Source organism: Lysinibacillus sp. NPDC096418 (genome assembly GCF_044762775.1).
GTDB lineage: Bacteria > Bacillota > Bacilli > Bacillales_A > Planococcaceae > Lysinibacillus.
In genome coordinates, this window is sequence record NZ_JBIWEY010000003.1 from 204,264 (window position 1) to 229,544 (window position 25,281).

Genomic DNA, 25,281 nt, shown 5'->3' on the forward strand with positions numbered 1-25,281 from the left:
CATTGTCGGAAGTTAAGGGCTGTTGAAAAGTATGAAAAAATGTATAATAATGGTATGAGTTATTTGTCTTCAGGAGGGTTGTAGAATGGCTAATCTACTCTTAAAACAAATGGAGCAAACCCGTGAAATGATGATTCGCTCAGGTGTAGAAAATGGATTGCAAAATGCAAATACAATACGTTTGAGTCGTCAATTAGATCAGTTAATGAATACTTATTATGAAGAACAACTTTTGACAGAGTCAGTTCCGCTAAACTGCATTAAGAGTTTAAATGAAAACACAACTTTAAGTAGTATAAAAAGTAAAGAAGGGTGACATACTTAGTTTGAACACAGCAACATTCTCATTTCCCCCTTTAGAGCAGCGATCTCATGTCGTTGCTCTCTTTTTTATGTTTACTCGGTTTATATGCGAATTACAGCATTTTTAGCACATTACCACGGGTAATTTGAATTTTTTTAATTATTAAATTACACTTGAAGCACTTAAGTATAAAGGGGTTGTTATCTATGGAAAAGGAACGTATTGCTTTTATTGGTACTGGCGTTATGGGAGCTAGTATTGTAAAGCACCTATTAAACAATGGACATGAAGTAACTATCTATACCCGTACAAAAGAAAAAGCAGAGCCATTAGTAGCTTTAGGCGCTAGTTGGGCAAGTTCGCCTGCGGAGGCATTTGTAGAAAAAGATATTGCTTTTACGATGGTAGGTTACCCTACTGACGTAGAAGAAGTTTACTTTGGAGAAAACGGCTTATTTCAAACAGCGAAGACTGGAAGCGTTGTTATTGACATGACTACTTCTGAGCCGTCTTTAGCCAAACGAATTTATGCGCAAGCAAAAGAGATGGGTGTAGCAGCTTTGGATGCACCTGTTTCGGGTGGTGATATAGGGGCACAGAATGGTACATTGTCAATTATGATTGGTGGCGACGTTGAAATATTTAATAAAGTATCACCAGTACTGCAACATTTTGGTGAGAATATTGTTTATCAAGGTGACGCAGGTGCAGGACAACATGCGAAAATGTGTAATCAAATAGTCATTGCTTCTGGCATGATTGGTATTTGTGAAGCCTTAGGATATGGTTTAAAGGCAGGTTTAGATTTACCGACTGTTCTAAAATCAATCTCATCAGGTGCAGCTGGCTCATGGGCATTGAGTAATTTAGCACCTCGTATGGTAGTGGAAGATTATGCACCAGGTTTTTACATAAAGCATATCGTAAAGGATTTGAAAATCGCTTTAGAGGAATCAGAAAAAATGGGCATCTCTTTACCAGGGTTAGCACTTGCCTATGAGATGTATGACAAGCTCATTGAAGCAGGCTATGGTGAAGAAGGTACACAAGCGTTAATAAAAGCCTATAAATAATAAAGGCTCTCTATTAAACATGTACTTGACTTGAAATATAGCTACAGATGTAAGCACGTGGAACGGTGAAGTAGAATGCACTGTCAGCTACAGGTTTTGGTGTAGGGCCATAAGAAGTGAAGGAAAAACAACTTGTCGTATCTTATTTGTGAGGCAAGTTGTTTTTTTGTAAATAGCCTGTAAAACATTGTAAGTTTTCTTTTGGTAAAAGGTATTTTTTAAGTCAAGTTGGAATTAATTTAGTAGTGTAGAAGAAAAAAAGGAGGGGTTCTATGAAACAAAGGCAAATGGGTGAGATTCAACATCGAAGTCAGTTAGCTTTGTATTTATCGTTACCGATTTTATCTTGGGCCTTTTACGATTTTGCCAATACAATTTTTTCTTCTAACATTAATACAGTGTTTTTTCCGTTTTACATGGATGAGGTTTTAGGCACGAACGAAGTGATGCAACAGGTGGCAAGTACATTTATTTCTTATGCAAATGCGATTGCAAGCTTTTTCCTCGTCGTTTTTTCGCCGCTATTCGGTGTATGGATTGACAATACCGGTTATAAAAAACGTTTTATTGTATGGTTTGCATCGATTTCTATATTTTTTACATTTATGATGGGGATATTAGCAAATTTTCAATCGGAGATTACTTATTCAGGTGTACCGCTCAGTTTATTTTTGGTAGTGGCAAGCTTTGTTATCGCGAAATTTTTCTTTAATTCTAGTCTCGTATTTTATGATTCTATGATGGGAGATTTGGGCTCAAAAGAGGAAATGCCCTTAATTTCTGGCTATGGTGTAGCGATCGGTTATCTGGGTACTATTTTTGGATTACTTGTTTATTTATATGTTGGTGAATCGGATTTCCACCGAGCTTTTATCCCAACAGCGATTTTGTACTTATTATTTTCGTTACCACTATTTTTCATTAACAAGGATACACCTATACCAAAAGCGCAGCGTAAGACAACGAAGTTTTTTGATGGCTATAAGGAGATTATTAAAACCTTTAAAGATATGAAGCAGCATAAAGTAATTTTCACATTTATGATTGCGTATTTCTTTTTAAATGATGCCATTGCCACTACGATTGCCATGATGGCGGTCTATGCAACAGTAATTGTAGGCTTTTCTTCAGGACAATTTATTATTCTCTATCTAGTGTCGACTTTATCAACGATTATTGGATCACTTGCTTTTGGCTATATTACGAAAGCAGTTGGAGCTAAGCGGGCAATTACAATGGTCGCTTTAATTATGATAATTGCCTTAACTTTTGCGGTATTTGCTACAGAGCAATGGATGTTCTGGATTGCTGGTAGTATGTTTGGGATTTCACTTGGATCAATGTGGGTAACTTCTAGAACTTATATAATTGAGTTATCGCCAGATGAAAAACGTGGGCAGTTTTTTGGCTTGTTTGCTTTCTCTGGTAAAGTATCTTCAATCATCGGTCCAGCTGTTTATGGGACGGTGACATTATGGTTGAAGGACTACGGCACATTAGCTAGTCGAGTTGCTTTATCAACATTAATTTTGATGACTGTTATTGGCTTATTCGTTCACTTAAAAGTACATGATAAAAATGGAAATACCAAGTAGGAGAAATGTATCTGCTATGATACAATTGAATTATAGATTAGAAGTTGAATAGAAAGGAGCGGGCTTGCTTTGGAACATAAAGGCATCTTATTAGAAAGTGGTACAAATGAGCTAGAAATCGTTGAATTTGAAGTAGCCAATAATAAATTTGGTATTAACGTTATTAAGGTGAAAGAAATTATCCAACCAATTCCAGTGACATTTATTCCACACGCGCACCCGCATGTAGAGGGAATTATTCAATTACGAGGTGAAGTATTACCAGTAGTTGATATGCTAAGAGTATTAGGGATTCAAAATGTAGAGCGCAATCCACACCAAAAATACATTGTAGCGGAATTTAATAAACAACGAGTTGTATTCCATGTGGATAATGTAACGCAAATTCATCGTATTTCATGGAACCAGATAGAAAAACCTTCGGATATGTATCAAGGTGGTACATCTCAAGTAATCGGTGTTATTAAGCAAAATGAGCAAATGATTCTATTACTAGACTTCGAGAAAATAATGGTGGACATTAACCCTGATTCTGGTATTAGTGTCGACTCGGTAAAGAAATTAGGAAAACGTGATCGTTCAGAAAAACGTATCTTAATCGCAGAAGACTCACCATTATTACGTAAGCTATTATTCGATACGATGAATGAAGCTGGCTATGTAAATGTAGAATTCTTCGAAAATGGTCGAGATGCATATGAATATTTAGAGACATTAGTAAAGAATGGTGGAGATGTCAGTGAGCATGTTCAGTTAGTCATCACTGATATTGAAATGCCACAAATGGATGGACACCATTTAACACGTAAAATTAAAGAACATCCATCGCTACAAAAACTACCAGTAATTATTTTCTCGAGTTTAATAACAGATGATTTACGTCATAAAGGTGATCAAGTAGGCGCAGAAGATCAAATTAGTAAACCAGAAATTGCAGAACTCATTTTACGTGCGGATCAACTCATTTTATAAAAGAATTTTAAAAGATACGCCTCAATTTAAATAATTGGTATCCAAAAAGAATGTAAATAAGAAAAAAGCCGGATGCCTTTTAGGTTCCGGCTTTTTTTGTATAAAGTTAGCGGTAATGGTGAACGATAAAGTGAGTTAATAGCAATGAAATTGTATTGATTTTCTCTTGAAGGAAGTGAAGAATTTGCATGATTTGAAAACAGCCATTATTGATATTGGCTCAAATACTATTCGTTTAGTTCTTTATCATTATGAAAAAGAACAAGGACTTCGTGAATTAGGAAATATAAAAACAGTTGCACGTCTACGAACGTATATCTTACCTTCAGGTGAAATGTCTGAAGAAGGGATTCAAGTGCTGACAGATACATTATTAACATTCAAAGCAATGCTCGATGATTTTGAAATTGTTGATGTAAAAGCTGTTGCAACTGCTGCTATACGTCAGGCGACTAATCGGGATCAAATTATAACACAAATGAAGGAACGAATAGGAATCCAAATCGAGTTATTAACAGGTGAGGAAGAGGCATATTTCGGTTATATGGCTGTAGCTTATTCAATGGGCACACCTTCTGCCGTTACGATTGATATTGGTGGAGGTAGTACGGAAATTACTATTTTTAAGGATAAGCAAATACTAAAAACGCATAGTTTCCCTTTTGGAACAGTTTCTTTAAAACAGCATTTTGTGAAGGGCGATATCCTCAATAGTAGTGAAAGAAAAGCACTAATTGCTTTTGTTAAAGAGCAGTTCATGTCGCTTCCTTGGATACAAGGTGTGCAACTACCTATTATAGCGATTGGAGGTAGTGCGCGAAATATAGCGCAAATACATCAGCAACAGTGTAAGTATCCAATAGCCAGTATACATGGATATGAAATTCCAAAACAGGACTTAGAAGAACTTAGCAACTACTTAGGTAGTATGTCTTTTGATGGGTTAAAGCAATTGGACGGACTCTCTACAGATCGTGCAGATATTATCGTACCCGCATTAGAAGTTTTTATTGTATTAATGGAAGTAGTACAAAGTGAAGTATTTCAGTTAACGAAAAAGGGATTACGTGAAGGTCTTATTCTACAACGTATTTTAGATAACGATGAGCAAGCCTTTGATAAATTCAATGTGTTTGAGGGAAACGTTAGAAGGTTAGCAAGACAGTATGGCCGTTCAGAAGTTGAAGTGGATTATTTAATGAATTTGGCAGAACAGCTGTACAAGGAATGTTGTCATTTGAATTATTTAACTTTCAATGACGAAGACTTACAGCTTATTCGTAAAGCTGCCAAAGTTTTTAATCTAGGCGAATACATTGAACTGAGTTCAGCTAGCCAACATACATTTTATTTAATTGCCAATCAATCCATTGAAGGCTTAAATCATAAGGAGCGTGTGCAATTAGCTCTTCTAGCATCTTATAAGAATAAAGATTATTATCAACGATTTGCTTCACCTTTTGTTGGGTGGATGAATCGAGAGGAGTATCGTAAAACCCGTGATTTTGGTGCTGTTTTAAAATTTGTTTATGCTCTAAACGTTTCAAAACGCAATATTGTTAGTTCCATCAAAATGCAAAAGGATAATGGGTTTGCGAGGTTGGATATTTTCGTAAAGAAAAATGTTGCTGCTGAAAGGTATCAAGTAGAGCGTCATAAAAAGCATTTGGAGCGAGCAATAAAAACAACAATCAAAATCAATTTTATAGAAGAAGGGTGGAAACAAGATGACAACTGAAGTAAAGAAAAATAATATAGATACGGAAGAATATTCGGCCGAACAAATCAACTTATTAGAGGAAATCGCGAAACCGCAATACTATAATAACCGTGAATTAAGCTGGTTAGCCTTTAATGAACGCGTGTTAGAAGAGGCCGAGGATTTAAATAATCCTTTACTAGAGCGCTTGAAGTTTTTGGCGATTTTTAGTTCGAATTTAGATGAATTTTTCATGGTGCGCGTAGCTGGTTTACAAGATCAAGTACGTGCAGGCTTCCATAAAGCTGAAAATAAATCAGGATTGACGCCTAAAGAGCAATTAGCGAAAATTGCAGAACGTACACAAGCCTTAGTCCGACGTCAAACAGAAGTATACCGTCATTTAATCTATGATTTATTGCCACAACATAATGTACATATTGCAGACATGAGAGATTTGAACAGTCAACAAAAGGAATTTATCAATGAAATGTTTGCAGAAACGATTTTTCCAGTATTAACACCGGTAGCAGTTGATGCATACCGTCCATTCCCGACGCTACTTGGAAAAACATTGAATATCTTAGTGTTATTAGAACAAGATGAAGAAGATATAGAAAATCGTGAAAGAGTAGCGATTGTACAAGTACCGTCTGTTCTTGATCGTTATATTAAAGTGCCTTCTGCTGAAGGTGAGACAGTCATTGTTTTATTGGAAGATGTAATTGTTGCACATATCGAAAAACTATTTTTTGGCTACAGTGTAAAATCGGCTCAAGCTTTCCGTTTAACACGTAATGCAGATTTGACAATTCATGAAGAGGGTGCCCGAGACTTACTAGTAGAAATTGAAAAAGAGCTCAAAAAACGTAAGTGGGGTGTAGGTAGTAGACTCGAAGTACGTGTAGGTGAAATGAATGAAGAAGTATTAGCCTATTTACTAGATGAATTTGAAATTGAGGAAACGGATGTTTTCCACATTGATGGTCCACTCGATTTAACTTTTATGTTTTCTTTTGTCAAAGGCATTTCAGTTGGTCGAGAACATTTAGAATACGAAAGCTTTATTCCACAACCACCATTAGATTTACAGTCCGATGAGAATATTTTTGAAAAAGCATTACAACAAGATATATTTTTTCACCATCCATATGAATCTTTTGTACCGATTGTAGATTTCATCGCTGAAGCAGCGGTCAATCCGAATGTATTGGCGATTAAACAAACATTATATCGAGTTAGCGGTAATTCGCCGATTATTCAGGCATTAAAACAAGCGGCTGAGAATGGTAAGCAAGTAACCGTACTAGTTGAGTTGAAAGCCCGTTTTGATGAGGAAAATAATGTACATTGGGCAAAGCAACTTGAGCAGGCAGGTTGTCTTGTTATTTATGGCATGAATAATTTAAAAACGCATTCTAAAATCACACTTGTTGTTAGTCGCAGACTTGGAAAGATTGAGCGCTTTGTACATCTCGGCACAGGAAATTATAATGATGCCACAGCGAAGATCTATACGGATATGGGGATTATTACATCTGATAAAGAATTTGGGATTGATGCTACAAACTTTTTTAACTTTTTAAGTGGTTATACTGAAAAGCCGAAATTTAATCATTTAGTTGTTGCTCCTTTTGATATTCGTGATGAATTTATTCTACTGATTGACGAAGAGATTGCTTGTCATAAGAAACACGGAAATGGCTTTATTCGTGCGAAAATGAATTCATTAACTGACAAAGATTTAATGATGAAATTATATGAGGCGTCTATTGCAGGGGTAAAAGTCGAACTAATTATTCGAGGTATTTGCTGTATTCGTCCAGGAATACCGGGCATTAGTGATAATATTACGGTAACAAGTATTGTAGGCCGTTTCCTTGAGCATTCTCGTATTTATTGGTTCCATCATAATGGGGAAAATAAAGTGTATTTATCGTCTGCGGATTTGATGACCCGTAATATGATTAAACGTGTAGAAATTTTATTCCCGGTATATGCAACTGAAGCAAAAAAACGTATTATTGACATTATGAATACGCAACTAGAAGATACGGCGAAAGCGCGTATCCAAGACTCTAACGGGAAATATCATTATAAAGAGTTTGACCGGGGCGAAGATCCGATCAATAGCCAGGAAATTTTCTTGAAAGATGCGCTAAAGCCGACAATAGACGAAGAATAACTTTCCTTTATATAACTGAATATTGTACGGGCTCTGCTAATGGGGGAAAAGATGGATAAAATAAAAGATAATGTATCGCAAAATGTATATTATCATCAACTGGCAAAGTTAAATCCATTTGATGCAATTGTTTTTTTAAGACAGAACGAAACAGGGGAGTACGAAGTTGTTTACTATAACGATATTTTGCTTTCTTTACTAGAGGTAAAAGATGTACATGCTATTGAAGCAAGAGAATTTTTCACAGACACCTGTTGGAAACAATTGGTGAAAACCCTTGTCCAAGAGTCGGGTAATATTCAAACGATTGAACATAAAAAATTGAAAAAAACTGTCGTCAGTGTACAACAACTAGATGGAGATCTGGTGGCTATTATATTCCGTGAGATATCTGATAATAATACCAAGTCAGAAAAGTATCCGTATTTACAGTTTGTTGAGCAACATGTTAATCCTGTGATTACAACGGATTTACAAGGATCTATCATTTATCAAAATACAGCTGCGACAACTTTATTACAACAGCAACAAGTAAGTATGATAGGGCAAGATATTTTTTCAATCATAGAAAAAAAATTTGAGAGTGAATTTAAATTATTATTCGAAAAAACATTAGAAGGTTCTGCATTCGGAATGCCCAAGTGTTTATTTAAAGACCAATTATTGAGCAAAGAACCTTTTTTCTTACGTACACATCCAACCTATTTTAATGGTGAAATAGTAGGTGTTCATTTATTTATTAAAGAGCCAAAAGCATTTATGCATGATCACGAGACTTTTTATTATTACACTTTAATGGACGAGTTGACGGGAATGTGGAATCGGAAAGCGTTTAAGGAGCACTGGCAACAACATCTGAATGATACTAACATTAATAAGCAACAGGCAGCGCTTATATTAATCGACATTGATCGTTTCAAAAAGTTTAATGAGTCATTAGGTGAGAGTCAGGGCGATGAATTAATGCGCTTGTTTAGTAATAGATTACGCGAGTTAAGTCATTCTACATGCTCGGTATATCGCTATAATAGCGATGAATTTATTTTTCTATTAAAGGAAGCAACGTTTGAAAAAATTGAAAAAGTTGCTGGTGATATATTAGAGGCGTTAAAACAACCGTTTATGATAGAAGAACAAGAATATTTCATCAGTGTTTCAATTGGTATTTCTCTTAGTCCAGCAGATGGGAATGATTTAGAAACTCTTGTGCGTAAAGCCGACCAAGCATTGTTTTCAGTAAAAGAGCATGGACGCTCTCATTTCCGTTATTATCGGGAGGATATGACAACTGCGTTTCCTAATGAAGCTTTGATGGAGTCACATTTACGTCGTGCAATCGAATTCGATGAGTTAAGTATTCATTTGCAACCACAAATAGACTTAGTAACAAACCGAATAGATAGTTTTGAGGCATTATTACGCTGGAATAATAGAAAATTTGGCTTTGTGTCACCTGCGCAATTTATTCCGCTAGCGGAGGCATCGGGCTTAATTATTAATATTGGCGATTGGGTAATAGAGGAAGTATGTCGTTACCAAAAAGAGTGGAAGGAACTTGGCTATCGTCCAGTTCGTATTGCTATAAATATTTCGCCAAAGCAATTTAGAAAAGAAGATTTTGCACGCAAAATAAATGATGCATTGAAAAAATATAATGTAGAACCTACGTTATTAGAAGTAGAAATTACAGAAAGTTCGATGACAAATGTGAATGAAACCTATTCAATTTTATCGGATTTAAAAAGCTTAGGTGTGCATGTTTCGGTTGATGATTTTGGCACAGGATACTCTTCTTTAAGCTATTTAAAAGAATATCCTATCGACACCATTAAAATCGATCAGTCGTTTATCGCTGATATCGCGAAGGATAAGAAAAATGAAGCGATTATTAAGGCGATTATTTCGATGTCGCATAATTTAGGGTTAGAAGTAGTGGCTGAAGGTATTGAAGAGCAATTCCAGGTAGCTTTTTTAAAACGTTATCGCTGTCAAAAGGGGCAAGGGTATTTATATAATAAGCCATTGTCAGTAGAAGCGGTAATACAACAATATTTTGTATGTTGAAAGAAGAGACTGGGACATAAGGTTTCAGTTCATATGAAAAAACGGGATTGCATAATGCAATCTCGTTTTTTGCGTTTTTTTTTGAAAATATGCGGTGGAGGAGTATCCTTGGACCACATATTTTCTTAAGTTTACAGCCATTAATGCGAGACCAATATCGTTTTCGACCTTTGATTTTCTACGAACAGAAAATCTTGTGAAACCTAAATTAGCTTTTAGAAATCCCAAACCTGGTTCAACGTCAATTTTAAGTTTACGATAAATTGCACCTGTTTTTTCTTCTGAAAGTTTTGCTCTTACATATACTTTTTATTGTTCCAACTTTTCATTAATCATGAGCTTGCGATTTGTACCTTCTCTCGCTTTTTTACATAACTCACGCTCCGCATCGTACACCCAATTACTTGTTTTGAACCAGCCATTTTTAAACTTACACTTTTGTTCGTTTAAGTAGTGGTTATACGTAATCAGTGGCGTACGTTTGTGTCTTGTTAAGATGTCATCGTAATTTTGCTCGCTGCTGTAACCGGCATCCACAACGATGTGTTTTGGTAAGTCAAAGTACTTTTTTTCAATTTGGTCAAGGAATGGTATAAGTGTTTTCATGTTTGTTGGATTAGGAAAAATGCCATACGCCAACGTAAATTGACCTTCTGTCGCAACTTGCACGTTTTATCCTGCCTTTAGTTGTCCGTTTGCATATAGTGCTCGATTTGAGTTAATTCTTCAATAGATAGCTGTTCATCGTTTTCACGCTCCCATCCCCACAAAGAACGTTCAATTTATGGTGTATAGATTTACTTGCTCTCCGTTACTAGGGGGCAAACGATAAGCATGGGTATATCATCTCCTTCAGGTAAGCGAGTGAAGGCTTGTACTAACATCTTTGAAACAAATGGATAGATAGGGCGTATTTCAAGGTTATACGCAATAATTTCACCGTTAAACAAATCAAGTACAGGTAAAAGATAAAGTTAAAGTGAACCCCAAAAAATTAGACACTATATACAGTTAAGTAGCAATGGAGGATTGAATTTGGTATTGTACCGGACTCAATCCTTTTAATTTTCCCTTAATACGTTTGTGATGGTAGTATCCGATAGACTGTTCAAGCTCATGCTTGAAGTGAACAATTCTCTCAAATTCTTGTTTAAGGGGAATTGAGTTGAAAATTATTAATTCAATCTCGCATCTTTGTATTTTTAAAGAAAAATTCGTGTAATAATCTGAATTTATAAACTTTAACTATTTTTATAAATAATCGCGGGCTTCATCCGATATGTATAAAGATGCTAGTGGGTTGGGATTAAAAAAAGAAATAAGCACTATGCAGATGGTGCTTATGTCTAAAAATAGTGACATTGTTACTACTTGCATTAATGCTACAACAAAATAATTAGAGAAAATAATTCGTTAGAGGGGGTGTTTTTGAATTTATTTCCACTTCTAATATAGAAGACTAAAGATAATATAGGTATTAATGTAATTTTGTTTTTTAATTTTTGCATCAAAATCCTCGCACATATAAATTTGTTTGTCATGTAACAAGTAGATAAGTAAAGGGGACTAATAAGATGAATAATAATTTTCCATTTGGTTTTACAAAAAAGACAATAAGAAAAACGGGAGTAGGCGCTTTTATATTAGCAGCGGGTATTATGGGAAGTACTTTAATACCTGAGAATGTAAATGCACATGGATTTGTTGAAAAACCTGTTAGCCGTGCTGCGTTATGTAGTTCAAATTATGGAGCGCTTAACTTGAGTTGTGGAGAGATTAGGTATCAACCGCAGAGTTTAGAAGCACCAAAAGGGTTCCCACAAGGTGGGCCAGTAGACGGAAAAATTGCTTCAGCTGGTGGACTGTTTGGTGGAATTCTTGATCAACAATCATTTGATCGTTGGTTTAAGAATACGATCACTGGTGGTGAAAATACTTTCACATGGAAGTATACTGCATCGCATGCAACAAGCAAATGGCACTATTATATTACAAAAAAAGACTGGGATCCTAATAAACCTCTAACCCGTGCTGTTCTTGAACCAATTGGAGAAGTCCAACATAACGGTTCTATGTCATCTAATAATCTATCGCATAAAATTAACGTACCAACAGATCGAAGTGGATACCATGTGATTTTGGCTGTTTGGGATGTAGCTGATACTAGAAACGCTTTCTATAGTGTAATCGATGTTAATTTAATAAATAATGAAAACCCGGATACAGAAGCTCCAACACAACCACAAAAATTACATGTAGCGACAGTTACAGAAAACAGTGTGAAATTAAACTGGGAGCCTTCTACAGATAACGTAGGGGTGAAAGAGTACCAAGTATTACGTGATGGAAAAGTAGTTGGAACAGTACCAGGAACAACATTTACAGACGGAAAATTAACAGCTAATACAGAATATACATATACAGTGAAGGCTGTAGATGCAGCAGGAAATGTTTCACTAGAAAGTGAAGCAGTTGTTGCAAAGACAGGAAATAAAGTTCAAGATACTGAAGCGCCAACCCAACCAAAAGCACTGCATAGTATGGGGCATACATCATCTAGTGTAGATTTAATGTGGAGTCCATCAGAAGACAATATAGCAGTTGATCATTATGTTGTATACAGAGAAACATCAAATGGACAAATGATAGTAGTTGGAACATCCAACACTACAACATTTATGGACAAGAACTTACAATCAAATACAACATATAAGTATACAGTTACGGCCGTTGATGCAGCAGGAAATGAATCGATTAAAAGTAACATTCTGACTGTAACTACAAAAGAGCAGAGTTCATCTTCTGAACAATGGAGCCCGGTTAAAGCATATTCAAAGGGTGATAGAGTAGAACATCAGGGAAAAAACTATGAAGCGGTTCAAAGTTATCAAGGATACGGCGATCCAAACTGGATATTTGCCTTATCGCTATGGAAAGAGATTTAATTTAAGTACAATTTAATTGAAATAGAGTAGACTAGAGGATTTTGGTGCAAAAAGCTGAAAATAAACATGACACAGACTTCTAAATTAGATTGGAATATTAAAAAGAGCGATAATTGATAATGGGACTGGCCCCAGAGTCATTGGCAAATAAAAAAGCAACTTTAATTGAATTCGGGTAAAGTTACAAAACTAATCTTCTTAAACTAACGGAGACTAGTTTAAGAAGAAAGGACTTGCGTGCATGATTTAACTCATGTACACAAGTCCTTTTGTTATGCTCTACTATCAACACCCACATGCTCGTTAAATACTCCAATAAGCTTGCTACGTTTGTTGTTGTAAGCTAACCAAAAGTTGAAGCTGATTAGACACCTTCGCCTCGCCCTGCTATAACAGGCAATCTTTCTTGTTAGTCATACACATTCGTATCCTATTAATATTTCCGAATATGATACAATATACCAAACGAATCATTATTTGGTCGTTCAACTAATGAGCCAGATTGCGGAACAGGCTAGATAGGGGCATACGAAATGATACAGGGTTTACTTGTAATTTTAATATGGATTATGCCTACTTTCTTTCTTACAAATACTTATTTGACAATGGATAAGGAAGAACAACAGAAATTTAAAAATGAGTTTAAACAACCATTAGCACTTTTTGGCGCGGGATTAATAATCATAGGCATGTTGCTATCACTTTCTGGAATTATCCTAGCAATTGAATGGATTCAGCATATTGGTGCAATTATGGTGTTTATTAGTTGGCTTACTACAAGTATCGTAAGCTGGAAAAAAGGAAAGACGGGTTTTATAAAAAGTACTGTACTTATTTTGTTTGGCGTTTCTGGAATAGCTACTTATGGTTACCTATATTTAAGCTAATGGACGATTTAGTTTAATAAAAATAGGTCTTGTATTTCTGATTAATCTCCATATGCAAGTCCTGCAATTCAATGAAGAACCACCATTGAGGAGACATTGATATGAAACAAATCCTACAATTACTCGGGTTTATAGGTCTATCTTTTATTGTATTTGCTAATGGATTTCGATGGGAAAGTTTTTTAATGATTTTACTACTTCCTTTGTTTTTTTTAGGTAAACCTTGGTACACATATTTAACAAAAAAATAAACAGGCGCTATTGTGAACCATTCGACAATCTAAACAATAGCCCATCACACTTCAAGCTAAGGGACTTGTGCGTAAAATTACACACAAGTCCTTTTGTTGTTATTTCCCCACAATAGCTCCTACAGCTTCACACATAACTCTGTTGCAACATTATATAACCTGTGTCAGTGTTTCCCTGCTTCAACATCAACACTCACAGGTTAGTTGAAGGCTTCTAAGAGTTTGCTACTACTGCTCCTGTACCTAACCAAAAGTTGAAGAAGTTTTGACCTGCTCGTATAGTGTAGCTATAGCAGATAAACAAACTGCTACACTCTGATCTACGAAAACAATGTAAAATTAATACAATCTGATTCGGGAGAACATCATCGCATTATTAACAACGTAGAAAAGAATGAATTGGATTAGTCGGAACGCCGTATGCGGTGAAAGTCGCACGTACGGTGTGAAGTGGGGGAAAAGCCGGAGATAACGTCAAAGGCTTACCTAACACTATAAGAAGATAGCCAAACAAGAAGTAAAAATCTTTAAGAAAACAGCCATAATTTAAAACCAGTGAACCTTGAAAGTTGAGAATCGAACTATTAAATTATCGATTTTTCTAGATATTTTAAGACATTAACGAGAAAGTGTAGTAAAATACTGAATAGTAATTCATTTTTGACTTTCGCAAAGGGGGAAATGGTATGTTACAGGGGAAAACAATTATTATTACAGGCGGATCAAGTGGGATGGGGCTTTATATGGCTAAGCAATTCGTTGCTGAAGGGGCCAATGTGGTTATTACTGGACGCAATGAAGATCGTTTAGCTGAAGCAAAAACGTTTATTTCTGAGGTGGGCAGTACAATTGAAACATTCCAGATGGATGTTCGCATACCGGAACAAGCAGACGCGATGGTGGCATTTGCGGTTGAAAAGTTTGGACAAGTGGATGGACTTGTTAATAATGCAGCAGGGAATTTTATCGTACGTGCAGAAGAATTGTCTCCAAATGGTTGGAAAGCGGTTATTGATATCGTGTTGAATGGTACGTTTTACTGTTCTTCGGCAGTCGGTAAGTACTGGATTGAACACAAGATTAAAGGTTCTATCATTAATATGGTGGCAACGTATGCTTGGAACGCAGGTGCCGGTGTAATTCATTCGGCGGCAGCGAAAGCAGGTGTTTTATCCGTAACAAGAACACTTGCTGTTGAGTGGGGAAAACAGTATGGCATTCGTGTTAATGCGATTGCACCTGGACCAATTGAGCGGACAGGTGGAGCATCGAAGCTTTGGGAATCAGAAGCCGCAGCTGCTAGAACATTGGATTCTGTGCCACTAAGTCGAATTGGTACGCCGGAAGAAGTTGCTGATTTGGCGACTTTTATGATGTCAGATAAAGCGAGCTATATGAACGGAGAATGTGTCACATTGGATGGTGGTCAATGGTTAAATCCATTTCCGTTTTAATTAAATACCTTGCATAAAGAGCAGCTGGTTTAACGCATACTAATGGGTAAAGAAAGGAGTTTTGCCTGTGGGTATGTGGTTAATACCAGCTCTTATTACGATTACAATTATTAGTGTTATTTCGTTCGTTTCTACGATGCGTATAGCAAAAATGACAACCGAGCGAGACTCAGAAAAAGATACACCGATTTCTAAAACGGTTGAAGAGTATTCAACGGTGCTGAATCCAATTGTTTGGGTGTACCTTTTGTTTTTAGGGTTTTTAGGTATTATGATTTTTTATTATTGGAGTATAGCTGGGTATTAGAATAATTCAATGGTATTCAGCAAGTGAATATTTATTTGCTGAGTACCATTAGATATCATAAATGTTCTCCATTCAATAGAGATATCAGACGTTTTGAGAAAGTAAATGTGATAGTTAGTTTTTCTCGAAAGGTTGAAATAATCCATAGTTATAATAAAACTCTTCTCGGTCTTGTCATGGTCATTTTAGGAAAAATTATGATATGATAAAGAGGAAGCATCCTGTTCTGCATATTGGGGACAGAAAAGGAGAAGAGGTTCATGATTTCAACTAACAGTAAAGATTTATTAGCAATGCCAATTAGTGATTTTATTATTTCATCAGAAAAAGTTGCTCATGTTCAAAGTGGAAACAGTGCAGAGCATGCATTACTAGTATTAACGCGTACAGGGTATTCATCCATTCCCGTATTAGATATGAAATACCGTCTTCAAGGCTTACTAAGTATGAAGATGATTACTGAAGCGATATTAGGGCTCGAACATATTGAGTATGAAAAACTACCTGACATCAAGGTAGAGACGATTATGGATAAAGATTTGGCTGTATTAAAAATAACAGATAATTTCCAGCGAGCGTTAGATTTAGTCATTAACCATGCCTTTTTATGTGTGGTCGATAAAGAGGGGTTATTTGCGGGTATCCTAACAAGACGCGTAATATTAAAACAACTAAAAAAATATATTTATCAAAAAGAAAACTAGTTTAGGAGGGGCTCAAGGAATAATTGAGTCCTTTTTATCTTTATTCAGCCAAAAAATCCTGTCTCTATAAGAGGTGAGATGAATACGGTTGTAGCTTTTTTCAGCGATTATCTAAAAGCAGGCTGAATAGAGGAACCCAGGCTAAAATCGCCGCGTCCTGCGGCAACGCCTGAGTGATCAACATCCTGTTGGCCCAAAGCCTCCGGCGGATATCACAGATTTTTAAGGGAGTGAATTGTGTGAGCGCAATTCAAAATCTGGACGGGCAATTACGCTGAGGTGTAATTGATTTTAAATTGGAGGTTGCTTTTTTGACGGTAACAGAGGCAGAAATATTAAAAGTATTAGCAGAGGAACGCAATATGCGAAAGGCAGCGGAACGATTATTTTTATCACAACCAGCACTTTCACAGCGTTTACAAACAATTGAAAAAGAATGGAGAACACAGCTGTTTATTCGCTCGCCAAAAGGATTAACGGCAACACCTGCTGGAGAACTTGTTATTTCCTATGCGAATGAAATGATTGCAAAAAAAGAAGAAATTATGGAAATGATCCAAGCGCTGACGACGAAAGTGAATGGTACATTGAAAATTGCTTGTGCCTCAATTGTAGGACAAAATTGGCTACCAAAAGTATTAAAAGATTTTGTCACAAAATACCCGGAGGCGAAAATTTCGCTGATGACAGGCTGGAGCTCTGAAATTGTCAAAGCCTTATATGAAGGTGAGGCACATGTTGGAATTGTAAGGGGACAGGTAGATTGGAAAGGAAAAAAAATTCATCTTTTCCGAGATACATTATATTTAGTTGATCAAGAGCTAAAAACAATTGAAGATGTGCTTACGACAGACCGTCCGTTTATTCAATTCAAAAGTGATTCGAACTACTATCAAGAAATTCAACAGTGGTGGCAGCGACATTTTGCGTCCAATCCAAGTCGTCAAATTTTAGTAGACCAAATTGAGACGTGTAAGCAAATGGCATTGAATGGGATTGGCTATGCGATTTTACCGTCCATTACGTTAAATGAAGCTGATGGTGTCAATAAAATAGCATTAATGAACAGTGAAAAGGAATTTGGTCTAACGCGGGATACGTGGCTAATTGGTTATGAATCGTCATTTGAACTGCGTCAGGTTGAAGCATTTGTGGAAGTTGTACAGGATCATGCACGTTGTTTATTTGATTATACGAAGTAAGAAAAAGGACTCTAAAGTTTAATTTAAACTTTAGAGCCTTTTTTGTTTACCAGCGTCTAAATCTTAAGAGTTTATGAATATTCATGAAGATACCATAAGAAATGGAACAAAAATAAGTAGAAAACGTATAATTATGTAAATGTCTTTCATGACTAGAGAAAAAGAGGGGTTGAGCTTTTGAGAAAAACAAAAATAACAGCACTTTTACTACTATTTATGCTTGTTATGAGCTTTATGCTACCTGTATCACAGGCGAGCGCTGCACCAAGTTTAGAGGTACAAGCGACAGCAGGCATTAACGGTAAAGCGAAAAGTTTATCTATTGTACCATTAAAAATTACAGTGAAAAATAAAGGCTCTGATTTTTCGGGAGATATGGCGATAGATGTCACGCACTCCTATGAACTTGGGTCGGCATTAGTATTACCAGTTGATTTAGCGGAAGGCGAAGAAAAGACTTATGAGTTATACGTGAACGGTTTGTCTAATAACAACTTTTCAAATGCGGAAATATTTGCCTTTTATGATGGAGGCATTGAAAAAGGGAAAAAAGTTGAATATAAAGGGACGAAGCAGCTACAAGCCAATATTCTAGATTCTTCCGCAACTTTTATATATACATTGACGGAAAAAAGTGACCGCTTAGCTGCCTATTTGCGATTAGCACAAATTGCACCATCAAATAATGTTGAAGTATTCAATTTAAATCAATTAAAGGAATATACATTGCCAGAAGAAGCTCAGGGTTATGCAATGGCAAATATTATTGCTATCGATGAATTTGCCTTGGCAGATTTATCACAAAAACAGCAAGAGGCTTTACTAAAGTGGGTTCAAGATGGTGGTACATTACTACTCGGGGCTTCAGATCAGGTTGAAGCAACAGCGGGTGTTTTTAAGGACTATTTACCACTAATATTGTCACAGGAAAAGACAGCTGTATCAGCGGCTAGTTTAACGAAAATGTCAGATGGCGGTATTTTTTCAAAGGATATTGAGGTCTATGTAGCCTCAGCAAATGAGGATAGCAAGCCCATTTTAACGGATGGTACAACTATTTTAGCTGCGAAGAAAAATGTAGGAAATGGCGAAGTTCTACAAACGACGTTCTCATTAGGTGACAATCCACTAGCTTCTATGGATGGTTATGCTGCATTAACAGCTAAAATGTTAGATATTCAAAATTTGACGCAGCAAGCGATGCTAGCAGATCAGTCGATGCTTGAGAGAGTAGCGGCTTATTTACGTCCAGTGAATGAAATATCCCCTTCCTTTGAAGTGTCTGTCTCATACATGCTTGTTGTGATTATTCTTTATATATTAATTATTGGACCAATTCTATACTTCATCTTGAAAAAAATGGACAAACGTGAGCATGCATGGTTGATTATCCCTGCCATTTCTGTTGGATTATCGATTGTCCTCTTCATTTTTGGGGCGAAGGATCGTATTATCCAACCACAAGTACAGCAGTCATCTATCTATAAAGTAAATGACGACAAAAGTGTAAATGGATATTATATAGAATCAATTTTGACAAATCGCGGTGGTGATTTTGTTGTTGAAGCGGATAATCAGACATCGGCGATAGCATTGCGTCAATTTAATGACTTTAATGGTAACCTGGGTGACCTACATGAATCATCGTATATTAAAGAGCATGCAAATGGTTCAACATTAACTTTACGTGATTTAAGCTATTGGTCAGTTCAATCTTTTGCAGGGAAAACAGCTGCAAAAAATATAGGCAAAATGGAAATTGATCTTACATTAAAAAATGAAAAGCTTTTGGGAACTATTAAAAATAATTTCCCATTCACTCTAAAAGATGTCACGCTTTTATCGGGTTTTAATGAAGTGAAACTCGGTGATATTGAGCCAAATGCAACACTGCAAGTTGATAAGAATATCAAAACGACAGTCTTGCAAAAACCAAATGTGTATAGCAATAACGGTTATACGTATCCAACGAAGAAGGAAGAAATTGACCCAGTTCGTATTGAGCAGATGAAATCTATGGCATTATCACTTGTAGAAAACGGTGAGTTGCCTGTGTTAACAGCTTGGGCGGATCAAGCAATTGCAGGCGTTGAACTTGAATCAAGTGCTAGTATGGCGCCAATTTCTTATTTCATTCAGCCGTTTGAAGGTAAGGTAGAACTGACAGGTCCATTTACGATGAAGCATACAAACTTTTCTTATACAGTGGATACTCAATCACTGAACGCAAATTATGAAAAGCTTGATGAGCAATTGAATGAATGGCGATTAACTGATGGTGTATATGATGTAAAGGCTACGATGCCTAAAGATTTTATAGCAACCATCCAATCGTTTAATGAGCTTTCAATTTCAAATAAGGATGTAGGTCGTATGCAGGTATCCATCTGGAATAACCAGACGAGCAACTTTGAGCAATTAACGGATAAAAAACAAGTACTAACTGAAAATGTTGAGCATTATTTCAACCGAAATGGTGAAATTTTAATGGAAATTAAATACGGGCCAGACCAAACAGGTGAACCGACAACATTACCAGAAGTAGAGCTGAAAGGAGTGGTGAAGGAATGATAGAAATTTGTGATTTAACGAAAAAATATGGCTCCTTTACAGCATTAGACCATTTGAATTTATCCCTTGATGAGGGTGTTGTTTTCGGCTTTGTTGGCGCAAATGGTGCCGGAAAATCGACGACGTTTTCGATATTAGCGACGCTACTTTCACCAACATCGGGTGATGCTTTTATTAACGGTAAAAGCGTTGTAAAAGAACCAGAAGAAGTACGTAAGCAAATCGGCTATATGCCAGACTTTTTCGGAGTTTATGACCAGTTAAAAGTCGATGAATATTTAGATTTTTACGGAGCGAGCTATGGAATTCGTGCAGCAGAACGTAAAGTATTAATTCCACAGTTATTGGAACTTGTCAATTTAACGAATAAACGTTATGACTATGTGGATCTACTATCACGTGGGATGAAGCAGCGTTTATGCTTAGCGCGTGCACTCATTCACGACCCAAAGGTATTAATTCTTGATGAACCTGCATCAGGACTTGATCCACGTGCACGAGTAGAAATGCGTGATATTTTACGTAATTTAAAATCGATGGGTAAAACAATTTTAATATCATCACATATTTTGCCAGAGCTAGCGGAAATGTGTGATGAAATTGGTGTGATTGATAATGGTAAACTCATTGCGCATGGAAATGTAGCAACCATCCAAGCACAGTTGCAAGGTGGAAAGCGTATAGTGGTGAAGGTAGCAGAGCGCCTACAGGAAGTGCGTACATTCCTTGAAGAGGATCCAATGATTACTTCAATAGATGTAGTGGATAATCGTTCAGAAATTGCGTTTAGTTATCGCGGCACTAACACAGATCAAGTGGCTCTATTAAGAAAAGCGATGCTTGCCGATTTACCGATATATGCGTTAAGTGAAGAAGTAAAAGATCTAGAGGATGTCTTTATGGCTATGACGAAAGGAGCGGATATTCAATGATGGAACGATTTTATAATCCAGTACTCGTAAAAGAATTGAAGTTACGCTTTCGTTCTTTTAAAAGTTTTTCAGGTTTAATGTTTTATTTAGCCGTTATATGTATTTTTATAGCAGGTTTTTTAATGCTAGCGACTGAGTTTACAGGTAAGGGCTTCTTTAGTCCTGACATGAGTTTTATAATGTTCGCAGTATTGACTATTTTACAAATGGCCCTTGTCCTTTTCATTACACCAAGTTTAACAGCAGGGGCAATTAGTAGTGAGCGAGAAAAGCAAACATTGAACATTTTACTGACAACGACACAAAGCTCAACACAAATTATTATTGGGAAATTATTATCGTCGGTTGCCTTTTTAGTATTAATGCTAGTAGCAGGGCTGCCATTATATAGTTTAGTGTTCTTATTTGGTGGGGTATCGCCTTCGCAGTTAGTATCTATCTTTTTATTCTATTTAGTGACAGTTATTGCGATTGGTAGTATTGGTGTGATGTTCTCCACGATTACAAAGAAAACAATTGTCGCAATGATTGCGACATATGGCTCGATTATTTTCTTAGGTGGAATAACGGCGTTCTTCTTCTTTTTAACGATGGCCTTTCAACAAATGGGTAATCCAATGGGGGGGAATACGTCTTTCCTGACTTATTTTTGGGCTTCCATTAACCCAGGGGCATTAATGCTAACACTCATATCACCTGCTATGGGTGATGCGTTAACTGAGCTATCAGGAGTTGAATTACCTGTCTGGGTGACTTATTTAATTGTCTATGTATTAATTATTGTTTTTAGTTTAACAGTGGCCATAAAAAAATTACGTGCCAATATGAAAAGTAATCGATGAGGAGGGATCTATATGGAGCGACGTAAGCAATTACGAAAATATATACAACGTGCGAAAATAAGTTTATCGATTGAGAAGATAACACCTATTGTACAGTACGGTTTATTCTTTGCATTGCTTGCGAGTGCTTCACTAGTTGTTGTTTCAAGATTTTTTGTGTGGCCTTATTATCGTCAAACAGCAATTGCTGTTTTTGTGATAGGAATACTAGCGACGATTGCCTTCATGTGGTGGAAGCGAGCAAAAGAGCAAGAAACCATGCATGCACTAGATAGCTATTTTTCACACAATGAACTTGTTACGGCCCTTTCATTTAAAGATGATGAGGATCCGCTTGTGCAATCTTTACTAGAGAAAGCGGTGCAAAAAGCTGAGGATGCTTTTATGCAGTTTAAAGCAAGAAAGAAGAATTGGCTTCGACCAGCTGCGTTAATTGGATTTTTTGCAACGACTGTTGTTCTTGCAGTGCTCTATATGTTCCCAGCAGCTACACAAATTGAAGCCATTGAGGTTGAGAAAGAAAAAGCAGTTGTGGAAGACATCAAAAAAGAAGTGACTAAGTTAGAGAAAAAAGCTGAAACAAAAGAAGTCAAAGAGCAACTAAAAGAATTACAAAATACGTTAAAAGAAACAAACACAGCAGAAGCAGCATTACGTGAAGTCGTAAAAAAACAAAAAGAACTTGCGTTAAAGGAACAGCAATTAAAAGATAAGCAAAGTGTTAGTGAAAATGGTGCAAATGAGGGAGCTAGTTTGTCGAAGGAAGAAATCGAGCAACTCAAAGAACTCGCGCAGATGCAGCAGGAGTTAACACAAAATGCAAATGCTACGCAAACTGCGATGAGTAAGCTTGGCAAGCCAGCAAGCAATACACTACAAAATGCCATTGCAAGTGCGAATAACGCAAATAATAATACGCAAAACAATTCGTATACCAACCAAAATCCTTCTAGCAATGCACAGGCGAATAAACAGCAGGGACAAAGCGGGCAGCAAGGACAAAATAACCAACAAAATGGTTCACAAGCTCAAGGCAACCAACAAGGCCAAGGAAATGGTCAAGGTCAGGGACAAGGTCAAGGAAGCGGCAATGGATCAGGCTTAGGGTCTGGACAAGGAGCGGGTTTAGGGAGCGGTGCGGGTACAGGTCAAGGTGGCCGAGACCTATTAACAACCCCTAAACGACTTGGCGGTTCGAGTGAAACCTCTGTTGATGGAGGGCCATTAGGGGACGGTTCAAATGTTTCCGAGCAACAAGGAAATGGACCAATTACAAAAGGCTCAATCCGACCATATGAAGATGTTGTAGGTGCATATAAAAATAGTTATTTAGAAAGTTCAGATCGTCTGCAACTACCTAAGGATTTACAAAATGTCGTGCAATCGTATTTCACGTCAATTGAAGTACAGTAGGAGGAAAAGAAATGGCATTTACGGAACAACAATATCAAGAAATGAGTACGAACCTACAGCAAGTAAAAGCGGAAATTCATCGTTTTATTGTAGGACAAGAAGAAGCCATTGATTACACATTATATGCAGTACTTGCTGACGGGCACGCGCTGTTAGAGGGCTTACCTGGTCTAGGAAAAACGATGTTAATTCGCACAATTTCAGAAGTACTAGATCTATCGTTTTCCCGTATACAATTTACGCCAGATTTAATGCCAGCGGATATTACAGGAACGAGTATGATTGAACGAACGGCGGATGGCAAGCAGCAGTTCACATTTCAGCCCGGACCAATCTTTAGCCAAATGGTATTAGCGGATGAAATTAACCGTGCAACACCGAAAACACAAAGTGCCTTACTTGAAGCAATGGGGGAAAAGACCGTTACTATTTTAGGGGATACGAAAAAAATGGCTAAACCATTTTTCGTCTTAGCTACGCAAAATCCAATAGAAATGGAAGGGACATACCCATTACCAGAAGCACAAATGGACCGTTTTCTTTGTAAAATTCTTGTACCTTACCCAAAAAAGCATGAGTTAATGGAAATTATGAAGCGTACAACAGGCGCACAGGAAATTCATTTACGAAAAATGATGGACACAGAAGCACTCATTACGGCACAGCAAATGGTGAAGGAAGTGCTTGTTGCTGATGAAATGCTAGAATTTGCAGCCAACCTAGTCGTGGCCACACATCCTAAACGAGAAGATGCATTAGATGAAGTGAAGCAATATGCGATGTATGGTAGTGGTCCACGTGGTTTGCAAAGTTTAATTAAATTAGCAAAGGCAAGAGCATTAATGAATGGACGCTTCCATGTCTCGGTTGCCGACATTAAATCGGTGGCAAAACCTGTGCTTCGTCATCGTATGCTGCTGAATTATGAAGGGGAGGCTTCAGGAAAAACAGCAGATGATGTCATTGACGTTATTTTAGAAAAAGTGCAGCAAGGCGTTAGTCGATGACACAAAAAATAATATTGCCCGAAGATTGGTTAGCGAAAATTAGTCGCTTTCAAGTGGCGACTGCCTCCAAATTACGTGGGCAGCATAAAGGCTCGCACCGCTCGCAACGCTTCGGGGCATCACTCGATTTCTCGGATTTTCGCGAATATCATCTTGGCGATGATGTTCGGCAAGTGGACTGGAATGTCTTTGCAAGAACCGATAAATATTTTATTAAGCGTTTTTTAGATGAACAGGAAATGCGTGTGCATATATTGCTCGATACAACTAAATCAATGGGCGAAGAAGTAAAATGGACGTTCGCACGGCAAATTGTTGCATCCCTTGGATTAATGGTATTAGGGCGAGATGATCGATTATCGTTTTCTTTTGTGCAGGACGATATGAAACCTCCGTTTAGACGTAAGGGTGCTATGTATCGACGTGCCTTTTTACAAGTTGTCACTGACATTGAAGATGCTGTGTATACAAATAGCTTTGCGCAAGGTGCGTTAAAGGCAATCCCAAAGGATAGTACGGTTTTATTTATTGTGACCGATGGACTTGAGCCTATTAATGAGTGGGAGCAACTGTTGAAAAGGTTACCACGTTTTGCAGGAGATGTACGCATTTTGCAGATCGTGACAGAGGAAGAACTATCGCCGCATTACTCAGGCGATGTTCGTCTACTTGACCATGAAACAGGACGTGATGTCAATGTCACGATGTCATCAAGAGTACTTGAAACATATGATGCCAGACGCCGACTACATGAAGAAGAATTTGAGGCAATTTGCAGACGCTTTGGCGTACGTAAAATACAGCTGAAAGTTGAGGACGGCTTGCAACATGCTGTATTCCAACAACTATTAAAAGCACATTGGATTAGATGAGG

The 25,281-nt window shown here is 37.0% G+C and carries 20 protein-coding genes and 2 pseudogenes; 20 read left to right on the forward strand and 2 right to left on the reverse strand.

Annotated features, from left to right (window positions below; genetic code table 11):
• The first annotated feature begins 85 nt into the window (after positions 1-85).
• The 7 genes from ACIQZG_RS05270 to ACIQZG_RS05300 all read left to right on the forward strand — a co-directional run bounded on the left by ACIQZG_RS05270 (position 86) and on the right by ACIQZG_RS05300 (position 9,892).
• Positions 86-316, forward strand: coding sequence for a Spo0E family sporulation regulatory protein-aspartic acid phosphatase (locus tag ACIQZG_RS05270; RefSeq protein WP_402754120.1), 231 nt, complete (start codon positions 86-88; stop codon positions 314-316).
• Positions 317-510: 194 nt separating this feature from the next.
• Positions 511-1,377, forward strand: coding sequence for an NAD(P)-dependent oxidoreductase (locus tag ACIQZG_RS05275; RefSeq protein ID WP_402754121.1), 867 nt, complete (start codon positions 511-513; stop codon positions 1,375-1,377).
• Between the two features lie 272 nt (positions 1,378-1,649).
• Positions 1,650-2,972: an MFS transporter gene (locus ACIQZG_RS05280; protein ID WP_402754122.1), complete on the forward strand. Its 1,323-nt coding sequence runs from the start codon at positions 1,650-1,652 to the stop codon at positions 2,970-2,972.
• Between the two features lie 69 nt (positions 2,973-3,041).
• Complete coding sequence (locus tag ACIQZG_RS05285; RefSeq protein ID WP_402754123.1) at positions 3,042-3,944, forward strand: chemotaxis protein; 903 nt, start codon at positions 3,042-3,044, stop codon at positions 3,942-3,944.
• Positions 3,945-4,128: 184 nt separating this feature from the next.
• The gene (locus tag ACIQZG_RS05290; protein WP_402754124.1) at positions 4,129-5,682 is read left to right on the forward strand and encodes a Ppx/GppA phosphatase family protein; all 1,554 of its coding nucleotides are present in this window, start codon (positions 4,129-4,131) and stop codon (positions 5,680-5,682) included.
• The gene (locus ACIQZG_RS05295; protein ID WP_402754125.1) at positions 5,672-7,828 is read left to right on the forward strand and encodes an RNA degradosome polyphosphate kinase; all 2,157 of its coding nucleotides are present in this window, start codon (positions 5,672-5,674) and stop codon (positions 7,826-7,828) included. Before ACIQZG_RS05290 ends, ACIQZG_RS05295 begins: the two co-directional genes overlap by 11 nt.
• 51 nt (positions 7,829-7,879) lie before the next feature.
• Positions 7,880-9,892 (forward strand): putative bifunctional diguanylate cyclase/phosphodiesterase, encoded by a 2,013-nt coding sequence (locus tag ACIQZG_RS05300; protein WP_402754126.1) that lies wholly within the window; start codon positions 7,880-7,882, stop codon positions 9,890-9,892.
• Positions 9,893-9,916: 24 nt separating this feature from the next.
• Here the strand turns inward: ACIQZG_RS05300 and ACIQZG_RS05305 are convergent.
• Both ACIQZG_RS05305 and ACIQZG_RS05310 read right to left on the reverse strand, forming a co-directional pair.
• A pseudogene (locus ACIQZG_RS05305) lies at positions 9,917-10,588 on the reverse strand (transposase); the annotation flags it as partial.
• Positions 10,589-10,903: 315 nt separating this feature from the next.
• Positions 10,904-11,044, reverse strand: a pseudogene (locus tag ACIQZG_RS05310) (IS3 family transposase); the annotation flags it as partial.
• A gap of 422 nt (positions 11,045-11,466) precedes the next feature.
• On the opposite strand from ACIQZG_RS05310, the gene ACIQZG_RS05315 reads away from it, so the two are divergent.
• From ACIQZG_RS05315 to ACIQZG_RS05375, 13 genes are all read left to right on the forward strand, one after another.
• The gene (locus tag ACIQZG_RS05315) at positions 11,467-12,837 is read left to right on the forward strand and encodes a lytic polysaccharide monooxygenase (RefSeq protein WP_402754127.1); all 1,371 of its coding nucleotides are present in this window, start codon (positions 11,467-11,469) and stop codon (positions 12,835-12,837) included.
• 533 nt (positions 12,838-13,370) lie between these two features.
• The gene (locus tag ACIQZG_RS05320; protein ID WP_402754128.1) at positions 13,371-13,724 is read left to right on the forward strand and encodes a Fe3+-siderophore ABC transporter permease; all 354 of its coding nucleotides are present in this window, start codon (positions 13,371-13,373) and stop codon (positions 13,722-13,724) included.
• A 101-nt stretch (positions 13,725-13,825) separates the two neighbouring features.
• Positions 13,826-13,975, forward strand: a complete 150-nt coding sequence (locus tag ACIQZG_RS05325) for a hypothetical protein (protein ID WP_402754129.1) — start codon at positions 13,826-13,828, stop codon at positions 13,973-13,975.
• A gap of 686 nt (positions 13,976-14,661) precedes the next feature.
• Positions 14,662-15,429 carry a 2,4-dienoyl-CoA reductase gene (gene fadH / locus ACIQZG_RS05330; protein ID WP_402754130.1) on the forward strand — a complete coding sequence of 256 codons (768 nt, stop codon included), beginning with the start codon at positions 14,662-14,664 and terminating at the stop codon, positions 15,427-15,429.
• Positions 15,430-15,502: 73 nt separating this feature from the next.
• Positions 15,503-15,736: a short-chain dehydrogenase gene (locus tag ACIQZG_RS05335; protein ID WP_402754187.1), complete on the forward strand. Its 234-nt coding sequence runs from the start codon at positions 15,503-15,505 to the stop codon at positions 15,734-15,736.
• A gap of 260 nt (positions 15,737-15,996) precedes the next feature.
• Positions 15,997-16,440, forward strand: coding sequence for a cyclic-di-AMP-binding protein CbpB (gene cbpB / locus ACIQZG_RS05340; protein WP_402754131.1), 444 nt, complete (start codon positions 15,997-15,999; stop codon positions 16,438-16,440).
• Between the two features lie 311 nt (positions 16,441-16,751).
• Positions 16,752-17,642, forward strand: a complete 891-nt coding sequence (locus ACIQZG_RS05345) for a transcriptional regulator CcpC (protein WP_402754132.1) — start codon at positions 16,752-16,754, stop codon at positions 17,640-17,642.
• A gap of 177 nt (positions 17,643-17,819) precedes the next feature.
• Positions 17,820-20,213: a hypothetical protein gene (locus ACIQZG_RS05350; RefSeq protein ID WP_402754133.1), complete on the forward strand. Its 2,394-nt coding sequence runs from the start codon at positions 17,820-17,822 to the stop codon at positions 20,211-20,213.
• The gene (locus ACIQZG_RS05355; protein WP_402754134.1) at positions 20,210-21,145 is read left to right on the forward strand and encodes an ABC transporter ATP-binding protein; all 936 of its coding nucleotides are present in this window, start codon (positions 20,210-20,212) and stop codon (positions 21,143-21,145) included. Before ACIQZG_RS05350 ends, ACIQZG_RS05355 begins: the two co-directional genes overlap by 4 nt.
• Entirely contained in the window at positions 21,142-21,987 is an 846-nt protein-coding gene (locus tag ACIQZG_RS05360) for an ABC transporter permease (protein WP_402754135.1), read from the forward strand. Before ACIQZG_RS05355 ends, ACIQZG_RS05360 begins: the two co-directional genes overlap by 4 nt.
• A gap of 12 nt (positions 21,988-21,999) precedes the next feature.
• A complete protein-coding gene (locus ACIQZG_RS05365; protein ID WP_402754136.1) occupies positions 22,000-23,400 on the forward strand; it encodes a hypothetical protein in 1,401 nt (466 codons plus the stop codon).
• Positions 23,401-23,411: 11 nt separating this feature from the next.
• Positions 23,412-24,407, forward strand: coding sequence for an AAA family ATPase (locus tag ACIQZG_RS05370; protein WP_402754137.1), 996 nt, complete (start codon positions 23,412-23,414; stop codon positions 24,405-24,407).
• Positions 24,404-25,279, forward strand: coding sequence for a DUF58 domain-containing protein (locus ACIQZG_RS05375; RefSeq protein WP_402754138.1), 876 nt, complete (start codon positions 24,404-24,406; stop codon positions 25,277-25,279). The genes ACIQZG_RS05370 and ACIQZG_RS05375 overlap by 4 nt, the downstream gene beginning before the upstream one ends.
• The last annotated feature ends 2 nt before the right edge of the window (positions 25,280-25,281 follow it).